Genomic DNA, 17,189 nt, shown 5'->3' on the forward strand with positions numbered 1-17,189 from the left:
CGCAGTCGGCCCGCGACCGGTTCAAACGTGCTCGTCGAGGAACTCGGCGACCGCGCCGTAGGCCGTTATCTTGTTCTCGAGTTTCGAGAGGCCGTGGCCCTCGTCGTCGAAGATGAGTTCGCGGACGGGGACGCCCTGTTCCCGTGCCACCTCGACGATCTGGTGTGCCTCGCCGACGGGGACGCGCGGGTCGTTCTCGCCGTGGATGACGAACAGCGGCGACCGGATGCGCTCGATGTTGTTCGTCGGCGAGATGGATTCGAGGAACTCGCGGTCGTCCTCGAGGCTGCCGTACTCGGCCTCGCGGAGCTTTCGCCGCCAGTCGCCCGTGTTCTCGAGGAACGTCACGAAGTTGGCGATGCCGACGACGTCGACGCCCGCCGCCCAGCGGTCGGGGTACTCGGTCAGGCAGGCCAGCACCATGAATCCGCCGTAGGAGCCGCCCATTGCGACGAGTCGGTCGTCGTCGACCGCCGGATGGTCGGCCAGCCAGTCGATGCTGGCCTCGATGTCGGCCACCGAGTCCATCCGGTTGCGCACGTCGTCGAGGTGGCTGTACGCCTTCCCGTACCCCGACGACCCGCGGACGTTCGGTTCGAAGTAGCCGTAGCCACGGTGCAGGAAGTACTGCTTGACCGGGTTGAACGACGGTCTGCGCTGTGACTCGGGACCGCCGTGGATGGAGACGATGACCGGCACCTGCTCGTCGGTGGCGTGGGCCGGCAACGTCAGGAAGCCCGGCACCTCCAGGCCGTCGAAGCTCTCGACGTGGACCAGGTCGGGTTCGCGGAACGTCGACTCGGGGATGCCGGCCGTCGCCGCGTACGTCCAGCGCTCGGTCTCGCCCGTCTCCGTCTCGACGACGTAGACGTTCGCGTTCACCGCCGCGCCCGTCGCCGTGATGGCGAACTGCTCGGCGTCGGGCCCCCACGAGACGCCGCCGGCGATGCCCTCTGGCAGGTCCGGCGACGGGTGCGTCTCGTAACTGGTCGGGCCGGTGAACTCGCCGACGGTGAGTTCGGTGTAGCCCTCGACGTTGCGCGAGAAGACGAACCGCCCCGTCTCGTCGTCGAGCGCGACCCCGTCGACGTTCCACTCGCCGCCGTCGGCGACCGTCTCCAGGTCGTGCGTGTCGAGGTCGAGTCGTGCGAGATAGAGCGTGTCCGAGCCCTCGTCGGTGCAGACGTAGAGCGCGTCGCCCGCCGGCCCCCACGACGCGCTGTAGTAGCGGACGGTCCCCTCGTGGGGTGTCACGTGGTCCAGGTCACCGGTGTCGAGGTCCAGCACGTAGAGGTCCTGGTCGAAGTTCGAGTACGCCTGCGAGACGAGGAGTCGGTCGTCCCCGGGACTCCAGCCACCGACGGTCAGCCAGCCGTCGCCCTCGTGGACGAGTTCGGCGTCGTTGCCAGTCTCGTCGCGGCCCTGGACGTACACGTCGAAGACTGCCTCGTCGCGCCGGTTCGACGTGAACGCGAACCGCTCTCCGTCGTGACTCCAGCCGCCCCACTGGTGCTTGGCGTCGGGGTGCTGGGTGAGTTCGAGCATCTCGCTCCCGTCGCCGGACAGCCTGAAGAACTGCTCGCGCTCGTTGCCGCCCTGGTCCATCCCGTAGACCAGTTCGTCGTTCTCGGGCGACCACGACGCGAACGTGACGCGTTCGTCCTCGAAGGTCCGCTGGTCGGGCCACTCGCCCGGTCCGTCCATCGTCCAGACCTGCGGGACGCCCGTCGTGTCCATCAGGAACGAGACGCGCTCGCCGTCGGGCCCGACGGAGCAACCGCTCGCGCTCCTGATGTGGAGGTACCGCTCGATGTCGTGTTGCATACGGGAAGTGGTGGGCGGCACGGACCTAAGACGTTCGGGTGTCGGTGCGAACCTTCTTGCACTCCCGAACGGACAGTCGAGTATGCGCCTTGCTCTCATCGCACACGACGAGAAGAAACCGGACGTCGTCTCGTTCGCCCGGAACCGGCGGGACGACCTCGAACGGTTCGACCTGGTCGCCACGGGGACGACCGGCAAGCGACTCACCGAGGAGACGGGACTGGCCGTCGAACGGAAGCAGTCCGGCCCCATCGGTGGCGACATGCAGATCGGTGCCGAGATAGCCGACGAGGCCTGCGACGGCGTGGTTTTCCTGCGCGACCCGCTGACCGCACAGCCACACGAACCGGACATCTCGGCGCTGTTGCGCATCTGTGACGTGCACGAGATACCGCTGGCGACGAACCTCGCGAGCGCGGACGCCGTGCTGGACGAACTGGTCGACCAGTTGGACGGGACTGCGTAGCCGTCAGCGCTCGACGGCGTCGGACGGGTCGACCACCTCGCCCGTGTCCGGGTACACCCCGACCCTGTCACACAGGTCGTAGAGCGGACACGCCTCTGGGTCGTCGAGACACGCCGGTTTCCTCGCGGTACAGTACTCCCGCCCGAACTGTATCATCGCCGTGTGGCCGAAGCCGCACTTCTCCGGCGGGACGGCAGCCTCCAGCGCCTCGCGGACCTCCTCGTGGTCGGCGTCCGGGGGTGCGAGGCCCATCCGTCGGGCGATGCGGTGGACGTGCGTGTCGACGGGAAAGACGCCGCCGCGGCCGCCCGAGAACAGCAACACGCAGTCGGCGGTCTTCGGGCCGACGCCCTTGACCGAGAGGAGGGTCTCGCGGACCTCGTCGGGGTCGCCCTCCACGACGTACTCGTCGAAGGCGGCGGTCGACCCGAACTCGTCGAGGACCCACGCGGCGGCGGCGCGGATGACCTCGGACTTCTGGTTGTACAGACCCGCCGAGGCGATGGTCTCGGCCAGTTCGTCGTGAGTCGCACCGGCCAGCGACTCGGCCAGGTCGTCCGCCGGGCCGTACCGGGCCAGCAGGTCGTCGTGGGCGGGTTGGCTGGCCACGTCGCTGGTGTTCTGGCTGAGGATGGTGCGGACGAGGCACTCGAAGCCGTCCTGCCCGCCGTAGGCCTTCTGCCAGTACAGTTCGCCGAGGTGGTCGACGACCGCCTCGGCGCGCGTCTCGGCCTCGCCGGGGGCGAACTCGGCGGCGACGCCGCCACCGCCCGACCCGCCGGAGATGTTCTCGGCTGGCTCGTCGTCTGGCATGCGTGGCCCTTGGGAACGAAGGGTGAAAACCGACGCGGGCCAGCCACGATGGCCGGCGGCGCGTCCGGGCAGTGGTGTGACGGTCGACGGGCGGGAGCGTCACTCGACGGTCAGGGTCACGGTCGCGTCGGCGCCGTCGGCGAGTGCGGCGACGAGGTCGCGGTCGAACCCCTCGGCGGCGAAGGGGGCGGCGAGCAAGACGGTCCGGTCGTCCACGTAGTCGGAGGTGCGCCCGACCATGCTCGTGTCGCTCGTGAACTCGAGGTCGGGGTGACCGAGGCCGGTCACCGAGTCGCTGTGGCCCCCGGCTTCGACGGTGCAGGTGATGCGTGCGCCCCGTTCCCTGCAGGCGGCGACGAACTCGTCGTCGAAGTCCGCGGGGCTCCGGTCGGCGTCGACGGCGAGGATGCAGTCGCCGGCGGGCGTGAGAAAGTCCTCTGTCGTCACTTCGAACGTGCTGGCGTGGTCCGCAGACACGTTCTCGTGGCCGCGTGCGTGGATGACCTCGTCCATCACCCGGTCGTATCCGACGACGGGATTTAGTCCTCGCGGACGACGGTGACGGTGACCGCCCCGCAGTCGCACTCGTAGGCGCGACGGACGCCACCAGCGGTCGACATCGTGAGCATCAACTGGTCGGCGTCGAGGAGCTGGTCACAGCCTTCACAGGCCGCGGTTAGCTGGTCGAGCATACTCACCAATCTGTTCCCATCCCTTATCAACCACCGCCAACCGCACGGTGAAAGTGAAAGTGGAGGCGGTTCGGTCGTGCCGGGCCAGTCACAAGAACTTTCGTCGTAGCGGTCGGTGATTTCGCACGTATGCCGAGTCAGTGGCAGGGCGGACGGGTCGTCTCCACTTTCGACGACCGACCGCCAGCAGTCGAGTCGTGGGAACCGGTGGTGGTGCCCGGGCGTCCCGAGCGGTTCGCGGGTCGGGACGCCGTCGCGTATCGACTCCGGTTCGGCGACCCGCGGGCGAACCCTGCCCAGCGGGCGTTGCTGGACTTCCGTGGCCTGTACGGTCGCGCCAGAATCTGGCTCAACGGCCGCCTCCTCGGGGACCATCGGGAGTACTTCGCGCCGGCGATGTTCGAGTTCGAACCCGAGGCCGAGAACGAACTCGTCGTGGAGTGTCACCGGCCGACCGACGGTTTCGGCGGCATCTACGAGACGGAACAGGTTCGCGACGAACTCGCGGTCCCGGGCATCTGGTGGGGCGTCCACCTCAGACTCCGGCCACCGACGTTCCTCCGGGACCTCGTGGTGAACCCACGGACGACCCCCGACGACGGTGCCATCGACGTGGCGGTGACGGTCGACGCCGCGGAACGCGTCGACGAACCGATCACGCTCTCGCTCCGACCGAAGGACTTCCGTGGCGGCGGCGCGATGGAGCGCCAGCGCATCGACGCGACGCCGGGCGAACGCATCACGGTGACGCGGACGCTCTCGCTCGACGACCCCTCGCTGTGGTGGCCCCGGAACCACGGCGACCAGCATCGCTACGTCGTCCGGGCGATGTTCCGCGACCACGAACTGAAGACGACGACGGCCCTGCGGACCGTCGAGTACGGCGACGACGGACTGTTCGTCAACGGCTACCGCGTCCGTGCACGCGGGGTGAACGTCCTGCCCAGCGAGGACCTGCTGGGCGACTTCGAGCGATGCGTCGACGCCGGGTTCACCCTCGTTCGTGCGCACGCCCACGTCGCACACTCGGACTTCTACGACGCCGCCGACGAGGCGGGCGTGCTGGTCTGGCAGGACCTGCCCCTCACCGGCGACGCGTCGGTCGACCCCGCCCGTGGACGGGCGGTCGCTCGCGCGCTCGGGAACGCGTACGACCACCACCCATCGGTGGCGCTGTTCGGCGTCCACGACGACCCCACCGACCCGTTCCCGACGCGACTCGGCGACGACCGACTCGACCGACTGCGTATCCGGCAGCAGGTCGAGGCCGAAACCGACGGGGAGATTCGAGCGACGGCGGAGCAGATTGCGGCAGCGCTCCCGCCCGACCGGCCGGCCTTCCCCGTGTGCGGTCCGCCGGGGACGGACCCCGACGCGACCCACCTCTATCCCGCCTGGACCTACGGTGACGAGTCGACCATCGACTGGCTCTGCGAGTCGTATCCCGAGTTCTGTCGGGTCGTCACGGAGTTCGGTGCGGGGTCGCTCACCGAGCGGGGAGCCGACCCGACCGGCCTCGACAGGGTGGTCCACGACGCCGTCGTCGATAGCGAGGCCCCGGACGACTCGCAGGCGATGCAGGCACGACTGTGCAAGCGCGTCGCCGAGTCGCTCCGACTCCACGGTGCCGACGTGCTGGCGATGGCCCGCCTCCGCGACGGCTACGACGGTGGCGGGATGGGCATCCTCGACGCGGCAGGCGAGCCGAAACCGGCGTTCGAGGCGCTGTCGACCTCACTCCGGCCGGTCGTCCCGGTACTCGACGGCCCGGCGGAACCGGGCAGCAAGGCCGACGTCGTTCTGGTCAACGACGCGCCAGCACGGGTCGAGGGGACGGTCCACTGGCCGGCCGGCGGCGACGAGTCCTCGGCCCCCGTCGTCGTCCAACCAGGGGCACGCGACCGGGTGGGCCAGGCCGTGGTCCCGACCGACGGTACGGACCTCGAACTCACCTTCGAGACCGGGACGTCCGCCGTCACGAACCGGTATCGTTTATAAGCACACCACCCACCCTTGGTAGTCGTTTACACGGCTATACTGCCCTCCGTCGCCCGGTTTCGACAGTTCGAGTAATCGGTACATTTAAATTACATCGGGTGGTAGTTGGGGGTACCAGAACGCCACCGGTGTTCCGGTAGCATCGTTAGCCGACCAGAATGACACGGAATCTTGTCCCCGAGAGGTCGCAGGTTGACAGCGATTGCTACCGCCCGGTGCGGGACGGAATCGAGGTACGAATACAACTATGGCAGAATCGATAGACACATCCAAGAACGTAGAACTAACCGAAGACGACCTGCAGAACAAATCCAAAGGACAGCTCATCAAACTCGCAGGGCAACTTCGGGACCGACGTAACGACCTGAACCAGATGGCTTCTGAACGCGCGTCCTCGCGCGACGACCTCAACGCGAAGACTCGCGAGAAGGTCGACGAAGCACAGGAACACCGCGAGAAGCGCGACGAACTCAACGAACTGGTCCAGGAGCACAAGCAAAAGCGCAACGAGCTCAACGCCGAGGCCAACGAGCTCTTCGACAAGGTCGAGAAGATGAAGTCCGACCTCGAGCTCGACGACGGGACGGACCTCGAACAGCTCGAGAGCGAGATAGAGGACCTCGAGTTCAAACAGCAGACCGAGGTCCTCTCGGCCGAGGAGGAGCGCGAACTCATCGAGAAGATCGAGGCCAAGCGCGAGGAGTACCAGAGCCGCAAGGAGAAGATGGGCCAGAACGAGGACCTCGACGACCTCGTCGAGGAAGCCGAAGAGGTCCGCTCCGAAGCCTCCCAGCACCACCAGAAGGTGACCGAACTCGCCGACAAGGCCCAGGAACACCACAACCAGATGATCGAGGCCTACCGCGAGGCCGACGACATCCGTGACGAGGCCGACGAGATGCACGAGAAGTTCGTCGACGCCCAGGAGGCGGCCGACCGTCACCACGAGGACTTCGTCCGCGTCCAGAAGCGCCTCCGCGAACTGGACAAGCAGGAGGAGGAGAAGAAGCAGTCCAGCCGCGACCAGAAGCGCAAGGAAGCCGAGGAGGAAGCCGAGGAGATCTACCAGCGCTTCAAGGAGGGCGAGACCCTCGACACCGAGGACCTCATGAAGCTCCAGAAGGCGGGCCGTCTGTAGTCGTTTTCTCTCCGTTTCGTCCGCTGTCCCCGGAGACACGTCTGTCGGCGCAACGGCTTTGGGTCACTTGACCGAACGAGAAGCCATGGGGATAGCGACTCGGCTCCTACGGTTCGTCCTGACCGTCGTCGGCGCAGTCGTCGGCTTCGCCCTCGGCTGGTACCTGTTCAGACGCTTGCCGGAGACGGCCTTCGGCACGCTCGACGTGTTACTGATAGTCGTCACGACTGCACTCGTCGCCCAGCTCGGCGGCCGAATCGCGACGGCCGCGCTCCCCGAGTACAACGTCGCGGAGGTCGCCGTCGAGGGAGCGATAACCCGGGACGGCGGGGGGACGTTCCCCCGTGGACCGATGGGTACGACGGCGGACGAGATCGTCGAGCAGATTGACCGTGCCGACGAGGACGACGCCGTCGACGCCCTGCTCGTCCGACTCAACACGCCCGGCGGCGAGGTGGTCCCGAGCGACGACATCAGGCTGGCGGCCGAGCGGTTCGACGGCCCGACGGTCGCGTACTCGACGGACGTCTGTGCCAGCGGGGGCTACTGGATCGCCAGTGGGTGTGACGAACTGTGGGCGCGGGACGGCACGCTCGTCGGGAGCATCGGCGTCCGGCTCGGCGCCCTCAACGTGAAGGAACTCGGCGACCGGCTCGGCGTCTCCTACGACGAGTTGACCGCCGGCGCGTACAAGGACGCCGGGTCGCCGTTCTCGGAGTTCACGGAGGCAGACCGCGAGTACCTGCAGGGGCTGGTCGACCAGTGGTACGACGAGTTCGTCGACGTCGTCGCCGACGGGCGGGAACTGGACGCGGCGACGGTCCGGGAGACGGAGGCCCGCGTCTACCTCGGCAAGGAGGCGCTCGACCTCGGTCTCGTCGACGACCTCGGCACGCGGACGGCCGTCGAGGAGCGCGTCGAGTCGTTGCTCGACGAGTCGGTCACCGTCGAGGAGTTCCGGCCCCACCGTGGCCTGCGGAGCCGTCTGCAGGCCGGGGCGACGCAGGTCGCGTACGCCGTCGGGGCGGGCTTCGGGAGCGTCGTCGGTGGCGACGAGGACGTGAAACTCCGACTCTGACGCACGGCAGTTTTTTATTCCCGCCGATGCTCGCTACACGTAGTGGCCACCCTGGTTGTCTGTGTCGACCGGACCGACGACGTCGGACGCAAGACCGGGCTCGAAACGCCAGTCATCGGATGGGAGGCCGTGCGGTCCCTGGTCACCGACATCGGACTCGCGGACCCGGAGGATTCGAGCGTCAACACGCTCCTGGAGACGCTACGGGTCGCACGCGACCTGCGCGACGCGGACGAGGAGACGGTCGTCGCCGTCGTCTCGGGCGCGAGCGACTCCGTCGTCGGTGCCGACCGGGCCGTCGGCCGCCAGCTCGACGACCTCATCGACGCGTACGACATCGAGTCGGCCGTCGTGGTCCTCGACAGTGCCGAGGACGAGCGCCTCGTGCCCGTCGTGGAGTCCCGACTCCGCGTCGACAGCGTCGACCGCGTCGTCGTCAGACAGGCCAGGGACCTCGAGTCGACCTACTACCTGCTGAAGCAGTTCCTCGCCGACGAGGAACTCCGTCACACCGTACTGGTGCCGCTGGGCGTCGCGCTCGTCGCGTTCCCGGTGCTCGCCCTCTGGCGTGGGCCGGCCATCGGTGCGGCGACCATCACCGCCATCGTCGGCGTGTTCCTCCTCTACAAGGGGTTCGCCGTCGACGACCTGCTCCGCGACCTGACCCAGCAGACGCGGCGGGCGCTGTACTCCGGGAACGTCTCGGTCGTCACCTACGTCGTCGCGGCCGGACTGACGATGGTCGGACTGTTCCTCGGCGCACTCGGCGTCTCGACCCCGCCGGTTCCCGAGGGGGTCCTCATCCCGACCATCGAGTTCGTCTTCTACGCCGTCCCGTGGCTGGCGATGGCCGGCGTCACGGCGAGCGTCGGCCGCCTGCTCGACGAAGCGATCGGCACCGACGAGGTGCCACGGGCGTCGTTGAACATCCCCTTCCTGCTCGTCTCGGTCGGACTCGTCGTGCGCGGGTTCGCGGCGTACTTCCTCGAACGAGCCGGGTTCATCGAACCGCTCTCGATTCCGAGCGTCACCGTCGGTACGACCGGCATCGGCCCCGTCGTCCTCGACGCGGGGGAACGACTCGCTGCGTTCGTCGTCCTCGCGGTGGTGCTCGCGCTCGTCGGCGTCCGCGTCGCGGCCGTACTCTCCAGCAGCGACATCGAGGAGGCCGAGGCCGACATCGAGCACGGTTCGTAGCACGTTTATCGTCCGGCACGCTAACCGGCCTATGACAGAGACCGGTTCGTGGGTGAGTCTGTTCTCCGGCGGGAAGGACTCGTCGTGGGCGCTGTACCGCGCGCTGGAGGAGGGACTCCCCGTCTCGCATCTGCTGACGGTCCACCCCGAGGGCGAGTCGTACATGTACCACGTCCCTGCCACGGACCTCACGTCGCTGGCGGCCGAGAGCATCGGCATCGAACACGTGAACGTCACGCCGGCGGACTTCGACGCGATGGCCGCCGAGGACGCCGGGGAACAGGGCGACGCCGAACTGGAACCGCTGGAAGCGGCGCTCTCGGGGTTACGCGACGAACTGGCTGGCGGCCTCGCGGGCGTCACGGCGGGTGCCATCGAGAGCGAGTTCCAGACGTCCCGCATCGAGGCGATGGCCGACCGCCTCGGGGCGGACGTGTTCGCGCCACTCTGGCAGGAGGACCCGGCCGACCTCGCGGACGCGATGCTCGGTGCCGGCTTCGAGATAACCATCCTGCAGGTGGCCGCCCACGGCCTCGACGAATCGTGGCTCGGCCGCACCCTCGACGCCGACGCGGTCGCCGAGTTGCAGGCCCTGCACGAGGAGTACGGCGTCCACGTCCTCGGTGAGGGTGGCGAGTTCGAGACGTTCGTCACCGACGGGCCGCACATGGACCGACCGATAGAACTCGAGTACGAGGCCGTCTGGGAGGGGACCCGCGGTCACCTCGACGTCACGGACGCCCGACTCGGGTGACGAAACAGGCGCGCCGTCTCCCACTGCGGTTTTTGGCCCAGCTTTTCGGTTTTTTGACCCAGCTTTTTCGAGGCGCGCGTGCGAGCGTCTGCGAGCACGCACGCCGAGGAAAAAGGGGGTTCCCGAGACGTTCGTCACCGACGTCGCGGACGCGGCCCGCCGGTACCCTCACTCGTCGAGCGACGGCGGTCCGACCGGGTCGATGCCCCGGTCGGACACGAACGACTGCAGGAACGAGGCCCGGTCGGCTATCTCGTCGGGACTGTGCGAGTCGGTGCCGACGGTGACGGCGACGTCCCGGGCCAGCAGTTCGTCGAGGAACGTCTCGTCGGGGTGGACCACCTGCTCCTCGCGCAGGGCGCGGCCGGCGTTTATCTCCGGGACGGTACGGGAGTCCGCGAACGCCTCGGCCGCCCGCCGGTAGTGGTCGACGGTCGCCCGGCCACGCAACTGTGGCGTCCGCTCGAACAGGTCGGGGTGGGCGGCGACGTCGAACAGTTCCGACTCGGCGAGGGCGACGAGGTTGTCGAAGTACCGGTCGACGAACGCGTCGAGTTCGGCGTCGGATAGCCCCTCGAACTGCCGGGGCGACTGGACGTTGTACTCGCCGACGCCGTGGACGCTGCCGATGGCGTAGTCGAAGTCCACGTCGCCGAGGAACGACCGGATGTCCGCCTCGTCCCGCGGGTCGTAGTCCATCTCGACGGCGTCGTACACCGTGACGTCGGCGCGTTCGCGGAGTCGCTCGATGCCGTGGCGCCGTCGCTCGTAGGTCCTGTCGAGGTTGAACCCGAAGACAGCGCGGACGTCCTGCATGGGGTCGCGACTGGAGACGTTGCAGTGGTCGGCGAACCCGACGGCGTCGAGGCCCGCGTCGGCGGCGGCCCGGACCATGCGAGAGAGGAACCCGCCGTCCGAGTAGTTGGAGTGGACGTGGAAGTCGTGCACGGACGACCCTACGTGTCCACGGGGAAAGGCGTACTGGGACTGGGTCAGTGGCCGTTCGATATCTGGGTGTGCGCGCCGATGAGCGCGCCGGCGAGGTCGAGGTTGTCGAGGTGGGTCTTCTCGTCGATGATGGAGTTCCGGATGTCGGACTCGACGATGGTCGCCTCGGGGAAGATGACGGAGTTGTCGACGTGGGTGTCGACGAGTTCGGCGTCGGCCATCACGTGTACGTTCTCGCCGAGGGTGGCGTTCTCGAGGGTCGCGGACTCGGCGACGTGGTTCTCGCCGCCGAGGTACCACGCGACGGCGTCGAGGTACGACGCGGGCGTCCCGATGTCGAACCACGCACCCTCGAAGGTGAACGCGTACGTCGGCCGGCGGTCCTGGAGCCACTGGACGAACCAGCCCGGTTCGTCGGGGTTGTTGTCGCCGGCGAGGTACTCCTCCAGGAGTCCGACGGACTCGGCCGTGAACCCGTAGCAGGCGATGGAGACGAGCGTGCTGTTCGGGTCGTCCGGTTTCTCCTGGAAGTCGACGACCCGGTCGCCGTCGAGTTCGACCAGTCCGTAGGACTTCGCAAGTTCCTTCGACCCGACGTCGTACGCCGCGATGGTGGGGGCGTCCCTGGCCTCGAAGAAGTCGACGAACGCACTCACGTCGAAGCTGATGAGGTTGTCACCCGCGATGACGAGCAGGTCCTCGTCGACGCCCTCCCGGTCGACGAGCTGTGCGAGCGCCCCGATGACCCCGAACTTCTCGTCCTCCTCGGTCGTCTCCTCGACCGAGAGGCGGGGCTTCTCGAACTCGCTCGCTTCGAGGTGTGTCTCGAACTCGTCGGCGAAGCGCTCGTTCGTGCTGACGAACACCTCGTCGATGCGGTCGTCACGCTCGAGTTCCCCGAATATCTGGTCGATGACCGTCGAGTCGCCGACGGGGAGGAACATCTTCGGTCGATGTTTCGTGATCGGCCAGAGACGCGTGGCGTACCCCCCGGCGAGGACGACTGCTTTCATACCCGCGGCTTCACCAGCCGGTAGTAAGTCCTTTGTCTTTTTTGACGACGAGTCGACCGGTCCCGGAAAGACGTTTATCCGACGCGCTCGGAGGTGCGGTATGCGCGAGGCTGACGAGACGACCCGTCGACGGATGACCGACCGCCTTCGAGACGAAGCCGCGACGCCGAGCACGCTGGCGGCGGAGTTCGAGGTGACGGCCGGTACCGCCCTCGGGCACGTCGAACACATCTCCCGGTCCCTCGAACCGACAGACGAAGAGCTCCTCGCCGCCCCGCCGGAGTGTCGCGACTGCGGGTTCACCGACTTCGACGACCTCCTGAACCGACCGTCGCGCTGTCCGGCGTGCAAGAGCGAGGCCGTCACCGAACCGACGTTCGTCGTCGAGTGACCACACCCACGTGGCCGAACGGGTAACGAGGGAGTCGGAGTCACCCGCGTCTCGGCACCGACCGTCGGACGTCGGCGTGCGAACGGACGGTCAGAACTCGACGTTCGACGTCGAGGCGAGGTCCGCCGGGTCCGATTCGAGTCCGCCCTGCCGGACGAAGGCGTAGCCGTCGTCGTCGAGGTAGACGACCCCGTCGTCGACCGTCACGTCGAGTCCGTTCAGGTACGCCCCCTTGCAGGGACCGTAGGTGCAACGGCCGGTGTCTGCGTCGAACATGGCACCGTGGTTCGCACAGACGAGTTCGCCGTCGCGAACGGGGGCACCGGACCCCTTGTCGAGTTTGATGTGGGTCAGGTGCTGGCAGTAGTTCAGCCAGGCTACCACCTCGTCGTCCTCCTGGACGAGGACCGCCTCGCGTTCCTCGTCCGTCTCCTCGTCGCGGACGGTGACCAGCAGGGTCGTGTCCGTCGGTACCGCCTCGACCGGCGCGATCCGTCGGTCCGGGTCCATCGTCCCTCCGTATCCGCGCCGACGGTTTGAACGACTCGGTCGACGCCAGGGTGTACGCTTATGGCGTCGGCGACTGCCGTGTGACCTATGGCCGAGTTACTCATCTACGGGTCCTACGGGTACACGGGGCGACTCGTCGCCCGCCAGGCCACCGTCGACGGACTCGACCCGATACTCGCCGGCCGGACCGCCGGGTCGGTCCACGAGCAGGCCCGCGAGTTGGCCTGCCGGTCGCGGGTGTTCGAAGCCAGGAACCCGGACACGGTCGCCGACTACCTCGAGTGCGTCGACGTGGTTCTCAACTGCGCCGGGCCGTTCGTCCACACTGCCGACGCGTTCGTCGAGGCCTGCATCGAGACCGGGACGCACTACCTCGACATCACGGGTGAGTGGCAGGTGTTCCGTGACGTCGCCGCGCGCGACGACGATGCCGCCGACGCCGGCGTGATGCTCCTGCCCGGCGTCGGCTTCGACGTCGTCCCGTCGGACTGCCTCGCGGCGCACCTCCACGAGCGCCTCCCGAGCGCGACCGACCTCACGCTCGCGCTGGGCAGCCTCGGCGCTACCTCCCACGGGACCGCCACGACGTTCGTCGAGCACATCGGTGAGAACGGCGTCGTCCGCGAGGACGGCGAACTCGTCGAGGTACCCATCGCACACGACGACCGCGAGATACCGTTCAGCTACGGCGACCGGACGACAATGACGATTCCATGGGGTGACGTCGTCACGGCATACTACTCGACGGGCATCCCGAACGTCACCGTCTACTCCGAGACGCATCCGAAGACCGTCGCGCGACTCCGACGTCTCCGCCCGATACTCCCCCTCCTCGGGACCGCCCCGGCCCAGCGCGTGCTGAAGTGGCTCGTCGACTGGCGCGTCGACGGCCCGGACGAGGACCAGCTCGAAGAGGGGTCAGCCGAACTGTGGGGCGAGGTGACCGACGGCGACCGGACCGTCGTCTCTCGCGTCCAGACCCCGAACCCGTACGCGCTGACGCGAGACACGGCGTTGCGAGTCGCCAAGAAGGCCCTCGGCGGCGACGCACCGGTCGGCTTCCAGACGCCGTCGAACGCGTACGGGGCCGACCTCGTACTCGAACTCGACGGCGTCGAGCGCGTGGACGTGGGTGGAGGTTAAGTAGGAAGCCGGGGCCAACGGCGGCGTGCGCTGACCTGCGCCGCACACGGGACAGCGGTCGTGCGACGAGTCCGTGTGTGTCTCCGCTTCACTCGTCGCCTGTTCGCCACTCGCGCCACGTCGGCTTCCCGGTCGGTCGACGGCCACTCACTCCGGTTCGTCCGGCGTCCCGGCACCGGTTCCGGCGTTCGACGACTCGCCCTCCCCCAGGCGCTCCCCGTCGTAGTAGCGACGCTCCACGAGTTCGTCGAACCGGCTGGCGAGCAGGTCGGTGACGGGGCCGCCGCCGACGTCCATCCCGTCGACGGTCGCCACCGGCCGGAGTTCCCACGTCGTGTTCGTCAGGAACGCTTCGTCCGCCTCCCGGACGTCTGACGGCTCGTAGCGGCCGTCCCACACCGGGAAGCCCTCCTCCCGGGCGAGGTCGAGGACCACCGACCGGGTGATGCCCGGCAACAGCGCAAGTTCCGCGCTCGGCGTGTGCAGGCCGCGCTCGTCGACGAAGAAGAGGTTGCTCGCCGCACCTTCGGCGACGACGCCCGACTGGTCCCGCAGCAACGCCTCGTCCGCGTCGCCGACGAGTTCGTTACGAGCGAGGATACTGTTCAGGTAGTTGTGGGTCTTCGCGTCCGGTGGGAACGCGTTGGCCGGGGGTTTGCGCGTCTTCGTGGTCTGGACGACGGCCGGACCGTCCCAGACAGGGCGACTCCCCAGCCCACCGCGTGGAAGCGGTTTCACGTACACGACCACGGTCGGGTCGACGTCGGGATTCGCTGTCAGCGTCCCGGGCTGGACGCCCCGCGTCACGGAGAGTTTGACGTAGGCGTCGTCGAAGTCGTTGGCCGCGAGCGTCTCGTCGATGCGGCGGCGGAACGTTTCGTCCGGGATGCCGTGGTCGAGCGAGAGCGTCTCGCAGGTCCGGGCGAGTCGCTCGAGGTGGGCCTCCCGGGCGAAGACGTCGCCGCCGTAGGCACGCATCGTCTCGAACGCGCCGTCGCCGTACTGGAATCCGCGGTCGCGGACGCTCACCGTCGCCTCGTCGGCCGGAACCAGGTCACCGTCTACGTTGTACTGCATCTGTCGAGGAAGTTCGCGACGATTCGTTTGCCGATCCGGAGCGAGAGAGCCGACCCGTCTTCCGGGTGGTCCGCCTCGCCGGTGAGGATGCTCTCGGGGTGGAACTGGACGCCCACGTGTGGTCGCGTCCGGTGTCTGACGGCCATGAGCACGCCCCGTTCGTCGTCGGTGGTGGCGGTCTCGTCGAGCGATTCCGGGAGGTGCTCCCGGGCGACGGCCAGGGAGTGGTAGCGCCCGACACGGATGCGCTCGGGGAGGCCGGCGAAGACGCCGTCGCCGTCGTGGGTCACCACGGAGGGTTTGCCGTGGACCACCGTCGGTGCGTTCTCCACCGGCGCGCCGTTGGCCGCACAGAGCGCCTGGTGGCCGAGACAGACGCCCAACGTCGGGTACGAGAGGTCCCGGAACACCGGTATCGAGACGCCCGCCTCGTCCGGCGTCCCCGGACCCGGTGAGACGACGATGCCGTCCGGGTCGAGACGCCGGATCTCGTCCACGTCGACGGCGTCGTTGCGTCTGACGAGCACGTCGTCGGCCAGTTCGCCGACGTACTGGACGAGGTTGTACGCGAACGAGTCGTAGTTGTCGACGACGAGGACGCTAGTCATCGGTCACCTCGGCGTCGGCGACGGAGAGTGCAGCCCGGTCGCCGAGTGCCTCGTCGACGGCCCGAACCAGCGCTCGCGCCTTGTCCAGCGTCTCTGCGTACTCCCGTTCGGGGACGGAGTCGTGGACGATGCCGGCGCCGACCCGGAGGTGGTACTCGTCGCCGTAGCGGACGAGCGTCCGGATGACGATGTTCAGCGTCGCCCGGTCGTCGAAACCGAACACCCCGACGCTCCCCGTGTACGGCCCGCGTCGGGTGGCCTCGAGTTCGTCGATTATCTCCATCGTCCGGGGCTTCGGCGCACCCGTGATGGTGCCACCCGGGAACGTCGCCGCGACGACGTCGGCGAGCGTCGCACCCGGACGGAGGTCGCCGACGACGTTCGAGACGAGGTGCATCACCTCCGCGTAGCGGTCGATGCGGCGGTACTCCGCCACCTCGACGCTCCCGTACCTGGCGACGCGGCCGACGTCGTTGCGTTCGAGGTCGACCAGCATCGCGTGCTCGGCCCGTTCCTTCTCGTCGGTGGTGAGGTCGGTCGCCAGCGCGTCGTCCTCCGCCGGTGTCGCGCCACGTGGTCGCGTGCCGGCGATGGGTTCGGTCCGGAGGTGCGTGCCGTCGCGTTCGAGCAGGAGTTCGGGGCTGGCGCTGACGAGGTCGACGCCCGGGAACTCCAGCAACGCGGAGTACGGCGCCGGGTTCACGGCCCGGAGCGCGGCGTATGCCCGTACCGGGTGGACCGCTGCCGGCGCGACGAGTCGCTGGGAGACGTTCGCCTGGAAGGTGTCGCCGTCGTGGACGAATGACTGGACGCGCCGGACGCGCTCGGCGTAGGCGTCCCGTCCGCACTCGCTCTCGAACGTCACGTCGTCGGCCGAGACCGGCGGTTCGGGGACGGCCGGGTCGCCGTCGACGGCCCGGCGCGCCAGTTCCAGTGCCCGGTCGCGACCGCGTTCGAACGCGGCGTCGGCGTCCTCGTCGACCCGGGGACACGCGGTGACGCGGAGCTCGACGTCTCCCTCGCCACGGGGTTCTCGCCACGCCGCGAATCGGTCGTAGACACCGACCTGCAGGTGGGGCAGGCCGCGGTCGTCGACCGCGCCGTCGGGGATGGCTTCGAGTTCGCGGGCGACGTCGTAGGAGAGCCACCCGACCGCACCGCAGGGATAGGGGACGTCGCAGTCGCCACGGACGAGCGTCTCGCCGTCGAGCACGCCCTGGAGCGCGGCGAGCGTCGGTGACGACCCGTCACCCGTCTCGGCCTCGGGATTGACGGTCAGCGCGTCGACCGGGTCGACGGCGAAGTACCCCCAGCCGGACTGACCGCCCGTCGTCTCCAGGTAGGCGTCCCACTCGCCGGTCCGCGCCCGACGGTAGGCGTCGAACGGGTCCGCGACGGTGAGAACCACCTCGACGGGGACACGGGTATCCGCGGGTGCGTCGCTGGCAGTCGAGACGAACCCCTCCCGTGTCGTCACGACGTGGGCGTCTGACATGCGGTGAAGAAAGCGTGGGTGACGTAATCGTCTTGCGGTCTCGC

18 protein-coding genes are annotated in these 17,189 nt (G+C 68.4%); 8 read left to right on the forward strand and 10 right to left on the reverse strand.

Annotation, left to right across the window (positions count from 1 at the left end):
• Nucleotides 1–21: 21 nt before the first annotated feature.
• Entirely contained in the window at nt 22–1,824 is a 1,803-nt protein-coding gene (locus ACSC1W_RS02600; protein WP_435345147.1) for a S9 family peptidase, read from the reverse strand.
• Nucleotides 1,825–1,906: 82 nt separating this feature from the next.
• Here ACSC1W_RS02600 and mgsA point away from each other — a divergent pair, with 82 nt between their 5' ends.
• A complete protein-coding gene (mgsA, locus tag ACSC1W_RS02605) occupies nt 1,907–2,290 on the forward strand; it encodes a methylglyoxal synthase (RefSeq protein WP_435345149.1) in 384 nt (127 codons plus the stop codon).
• 3 nt (nt 2,291–2,293) lie between these two features.
• On the opposite strand, the gene ACSC1W_RS02610 is transcribed toward mgsA, so the two are convergent.
• From ACSC1W_RS02610 to ACSC1W_RS02620, 3 genes are all read right to left on the reverse strand, one after another.
• Complete coding sequence (locus tag ACSC1W_RS02610; protein ID WP_435345151.1) at nt 2,294–3,103, reverse strand: endonuclease III domain-containing protein; 810 nt, start codon at nt 3,101–3,103, stop codon at nt 2,294–2,296.
• A gap of 99 nt (nt 3,104–3,202) precedes the next feature.
• A complete protein-coding gene (locus ACSC1W_RS02615; protein ID WP_435345153.1) occupies nt 3,203–3,616 on the reverse strand; it encodes a DUF371 domain-containing protein in 414 nt (137 codons plus the stop codon).
• 26 nt (nt 3,617–3,642) lie between these two features.
• Nucleotides 3,643–3,795 carry a hypothetical protein gene (locus ACSC1W_RS02620; protein ID WP_435345155.1) on the reverse strand — a complete coding sequence of 51 codons (153 nt, stop codon included), beginning with the start codon at nt 3,793–3,795 and terminating at the stop codon, nt 3,643–3,645.
• 129 nt (nt 3,796–3,924) lie between these two features.
• Between ACSC1W_RS02620 and ACSC1W_RS02625 the strand changes: the two genes are divergently transcribed.
• The 5 genes from ACSC1W_RS02625 (at nt 3,925) to ACSC1W_RS02645 (ending at nt 9,960) form a co-directional block, all read left to right on the forward strand.
• Nucleotides 3,925–5,793 carry a glycoside hydrolase family 2 protein gene (locus tag ACSC1W_RS02625; RefSeq protein ID WP_435345157.1) on the forward strand — a complete coding sequence of 623 codons (1,869 nt, stop codon included), beginning with the start codon at nt 3,925–3,927 and terminating at the stop codon, nt 5,791–5,793.
• A 247-nt stretch (nt 5,794–6,040) separates the two neighbouring features.
• Nucleotides 6,041–6,931, forward strand: a complete 891-nt coding sequence (locus tag ACSC1W_RS02630) for a coiled-coil protein (RefSeq protein ID WP_435345159.1) — start codon at nt 6,041–6,043, stop codon at nt 6,929–6,931.
• A gap of 85 nt (nt 6,932–7,016) precedes the next feature.
• The gene (sppA, locus tag ACSC1W_RS02635) at nt 7,017–8,009 is read left to right on the forward strand and encodes a signal peptide peptidase SppA (RefSeq protein WP_435345161.1); all 993 of its coding nucleotides are present in this window, start codon (nt 7,017–7,019) and stop codon (nt 8,007–8,009) included.
• A gap of 42 nt (nt 8,010–8,051) precedes the next feature.
• Complete coding sequence (locus ACSC1W_RS02640) at nt 8,052–9,206, forward strand: DUF373 family protein (protein ID WP_435345163.1); 1,155 nt, start codon at nt 8,052–8,054, stop codon at nt 9,204–9,206.
• Nucleotides 9,207–9,237: 31 nt separating this feature from the next.
• Nucleotides 9,238–9,960, forward strand: a complete 723-nt coding sequence (locus tag ACSC1W_RS02645; protein WP_435345165.1) for a diphthine--ammonia ligase — start codon at nt 9,238–9,240, stop codon at nt 9,958–9,960.
• A gap of 168 nt (nt 9,961–10,128) precedes the next feature.
• On the opposite strand, the gene ACSC1W_RS02650 is transcribed toward ACSC1W_RS02645, so the two are convergent.
• On the reverse strand, nt 10,129–10,908 hold the full coding sequence (locus ACSC1W_RS02650; RefSeq protein ID WP_435345167.1) for a PHP domain-containing protein: 780 nt from the start codon (nt 10,906–10,908) through the stop codon (nt 10,129–10,131).
• Between the two features lie 44 nt (nt 10,909–10,952).
• A complete protein-coding gene (locus ACSC1W_RS02655; RefSeq protein ID WP_435345169.1) occupies nt 10,953–11,921 on the reverse strand; it encodes a nucleotidyltransferase family protein in 969 nt (322 codons plus the stop codon).
• A gap of 100 nt (nt 11,922–12,021) precedes the next feature.
• Between ACSC1W_RS02655 and ACSC1W_RS02660 the strand changes: the two genes are divergently transcribed.
• A complete protein-coding gene (locus ACSC1W_RS02660; RefSeq protein ID WP_435345170.1) occupies nt 12,022–12,312 on the forward strand; it encodes a transcriptional regulator in 291 nt (96 codons plus the stop codon).
• A 90-nt stretch (nt 12,313–12,402) separates the two neighbouring features.
• Here ACSC1W_RS02660 and ACSC1W_RS02665 read toward each other — a convergent pair whose 3' ends face one another.
• Entirely contained in the window at nt 12,403–12,822 is a 420-nt protein-coding gene (locus tag ACSC1W_RS02665; RefSeq protein WP_435345172.1) for a Rieske (2Fe-2S) protein, read from the reverse strand.
• A gap of 87 nt (nt 12,823–12,909) precedes the next feature.
• Between ACSC1W_RS02665 and ACSC1W_RS02670 the strand changes: the two genes are divergently transcribed.
• Nucleotides 12,910–13,965: a saccharopine dehydrogenase family protein gene (locus ACSC1W_RS02670; RefSeq protein ID WP_435345174.1), complete on the forward strand. Its 1,056-nt coding sequence runs from the start codon at nt 12,910–12,912 to the stop codon at nt 13,963–13,965.
• A gap of 147 nt (nt 13,966–14,112) precedes the next feature.
• Here the strand turns inward: ACSC1W_RS02670 and ACSC1W_RS02675 are convergent, their stop codons facing one another.
• From ACSC1W_RS02675 to pabB, 3 genes are read right to left on the reverse strand one after another with little or no spacing between them, the layout of a single operon-like run.
• Nucleotides 14,113–15,042: an aminotransferase class IV gene (locus ACSC1W_RS02675; protein WP_435345176.1), complete on the reverse strand. Its 930-nt coding sequence runs from the start codon at nt 15,040–15,042 to the stop codon at nt 14,113–14,115.
• A complete protein-coding gene (locus ACSC1W_RS02680; protein ID WP_435345178.1) occupies nt 15,027–15,650 on the reverse strand; it encodes an anthranilate synthase component II in 624 nt (207 codons plus the stop codon). The genes ACSC1W_RS02675 and ACSC1W_RS02680 overlap by 16 nt, the downstream gene beginning before the upstream one ends.
• A complete protein-coding gene (gene pabB / locus ACSC1W_RS02685) occupies nt 15,643–17,145 on the reverse strand; it encodes an aminodeoxychorismate synthase, component I (protein ID WP_435345180.1) in 1,503 nt (500 codons plus the stop codon). The genes ACSC1W_RS02680 and pabB overlap by 8 nt, the downstream gene beginning before the upstream one ends.
• Between the last annotated feature and the right edge of the window lie 44 nt (nt 17,146–17,189).

The organism is Haloarchaeobius marinus (assembly GCF_051207415.1).
GTDB lineage: Archaea > Halobacteriota > Halobacteria > Halobacteriales > Natrialbaceae > Haloarchaeobius.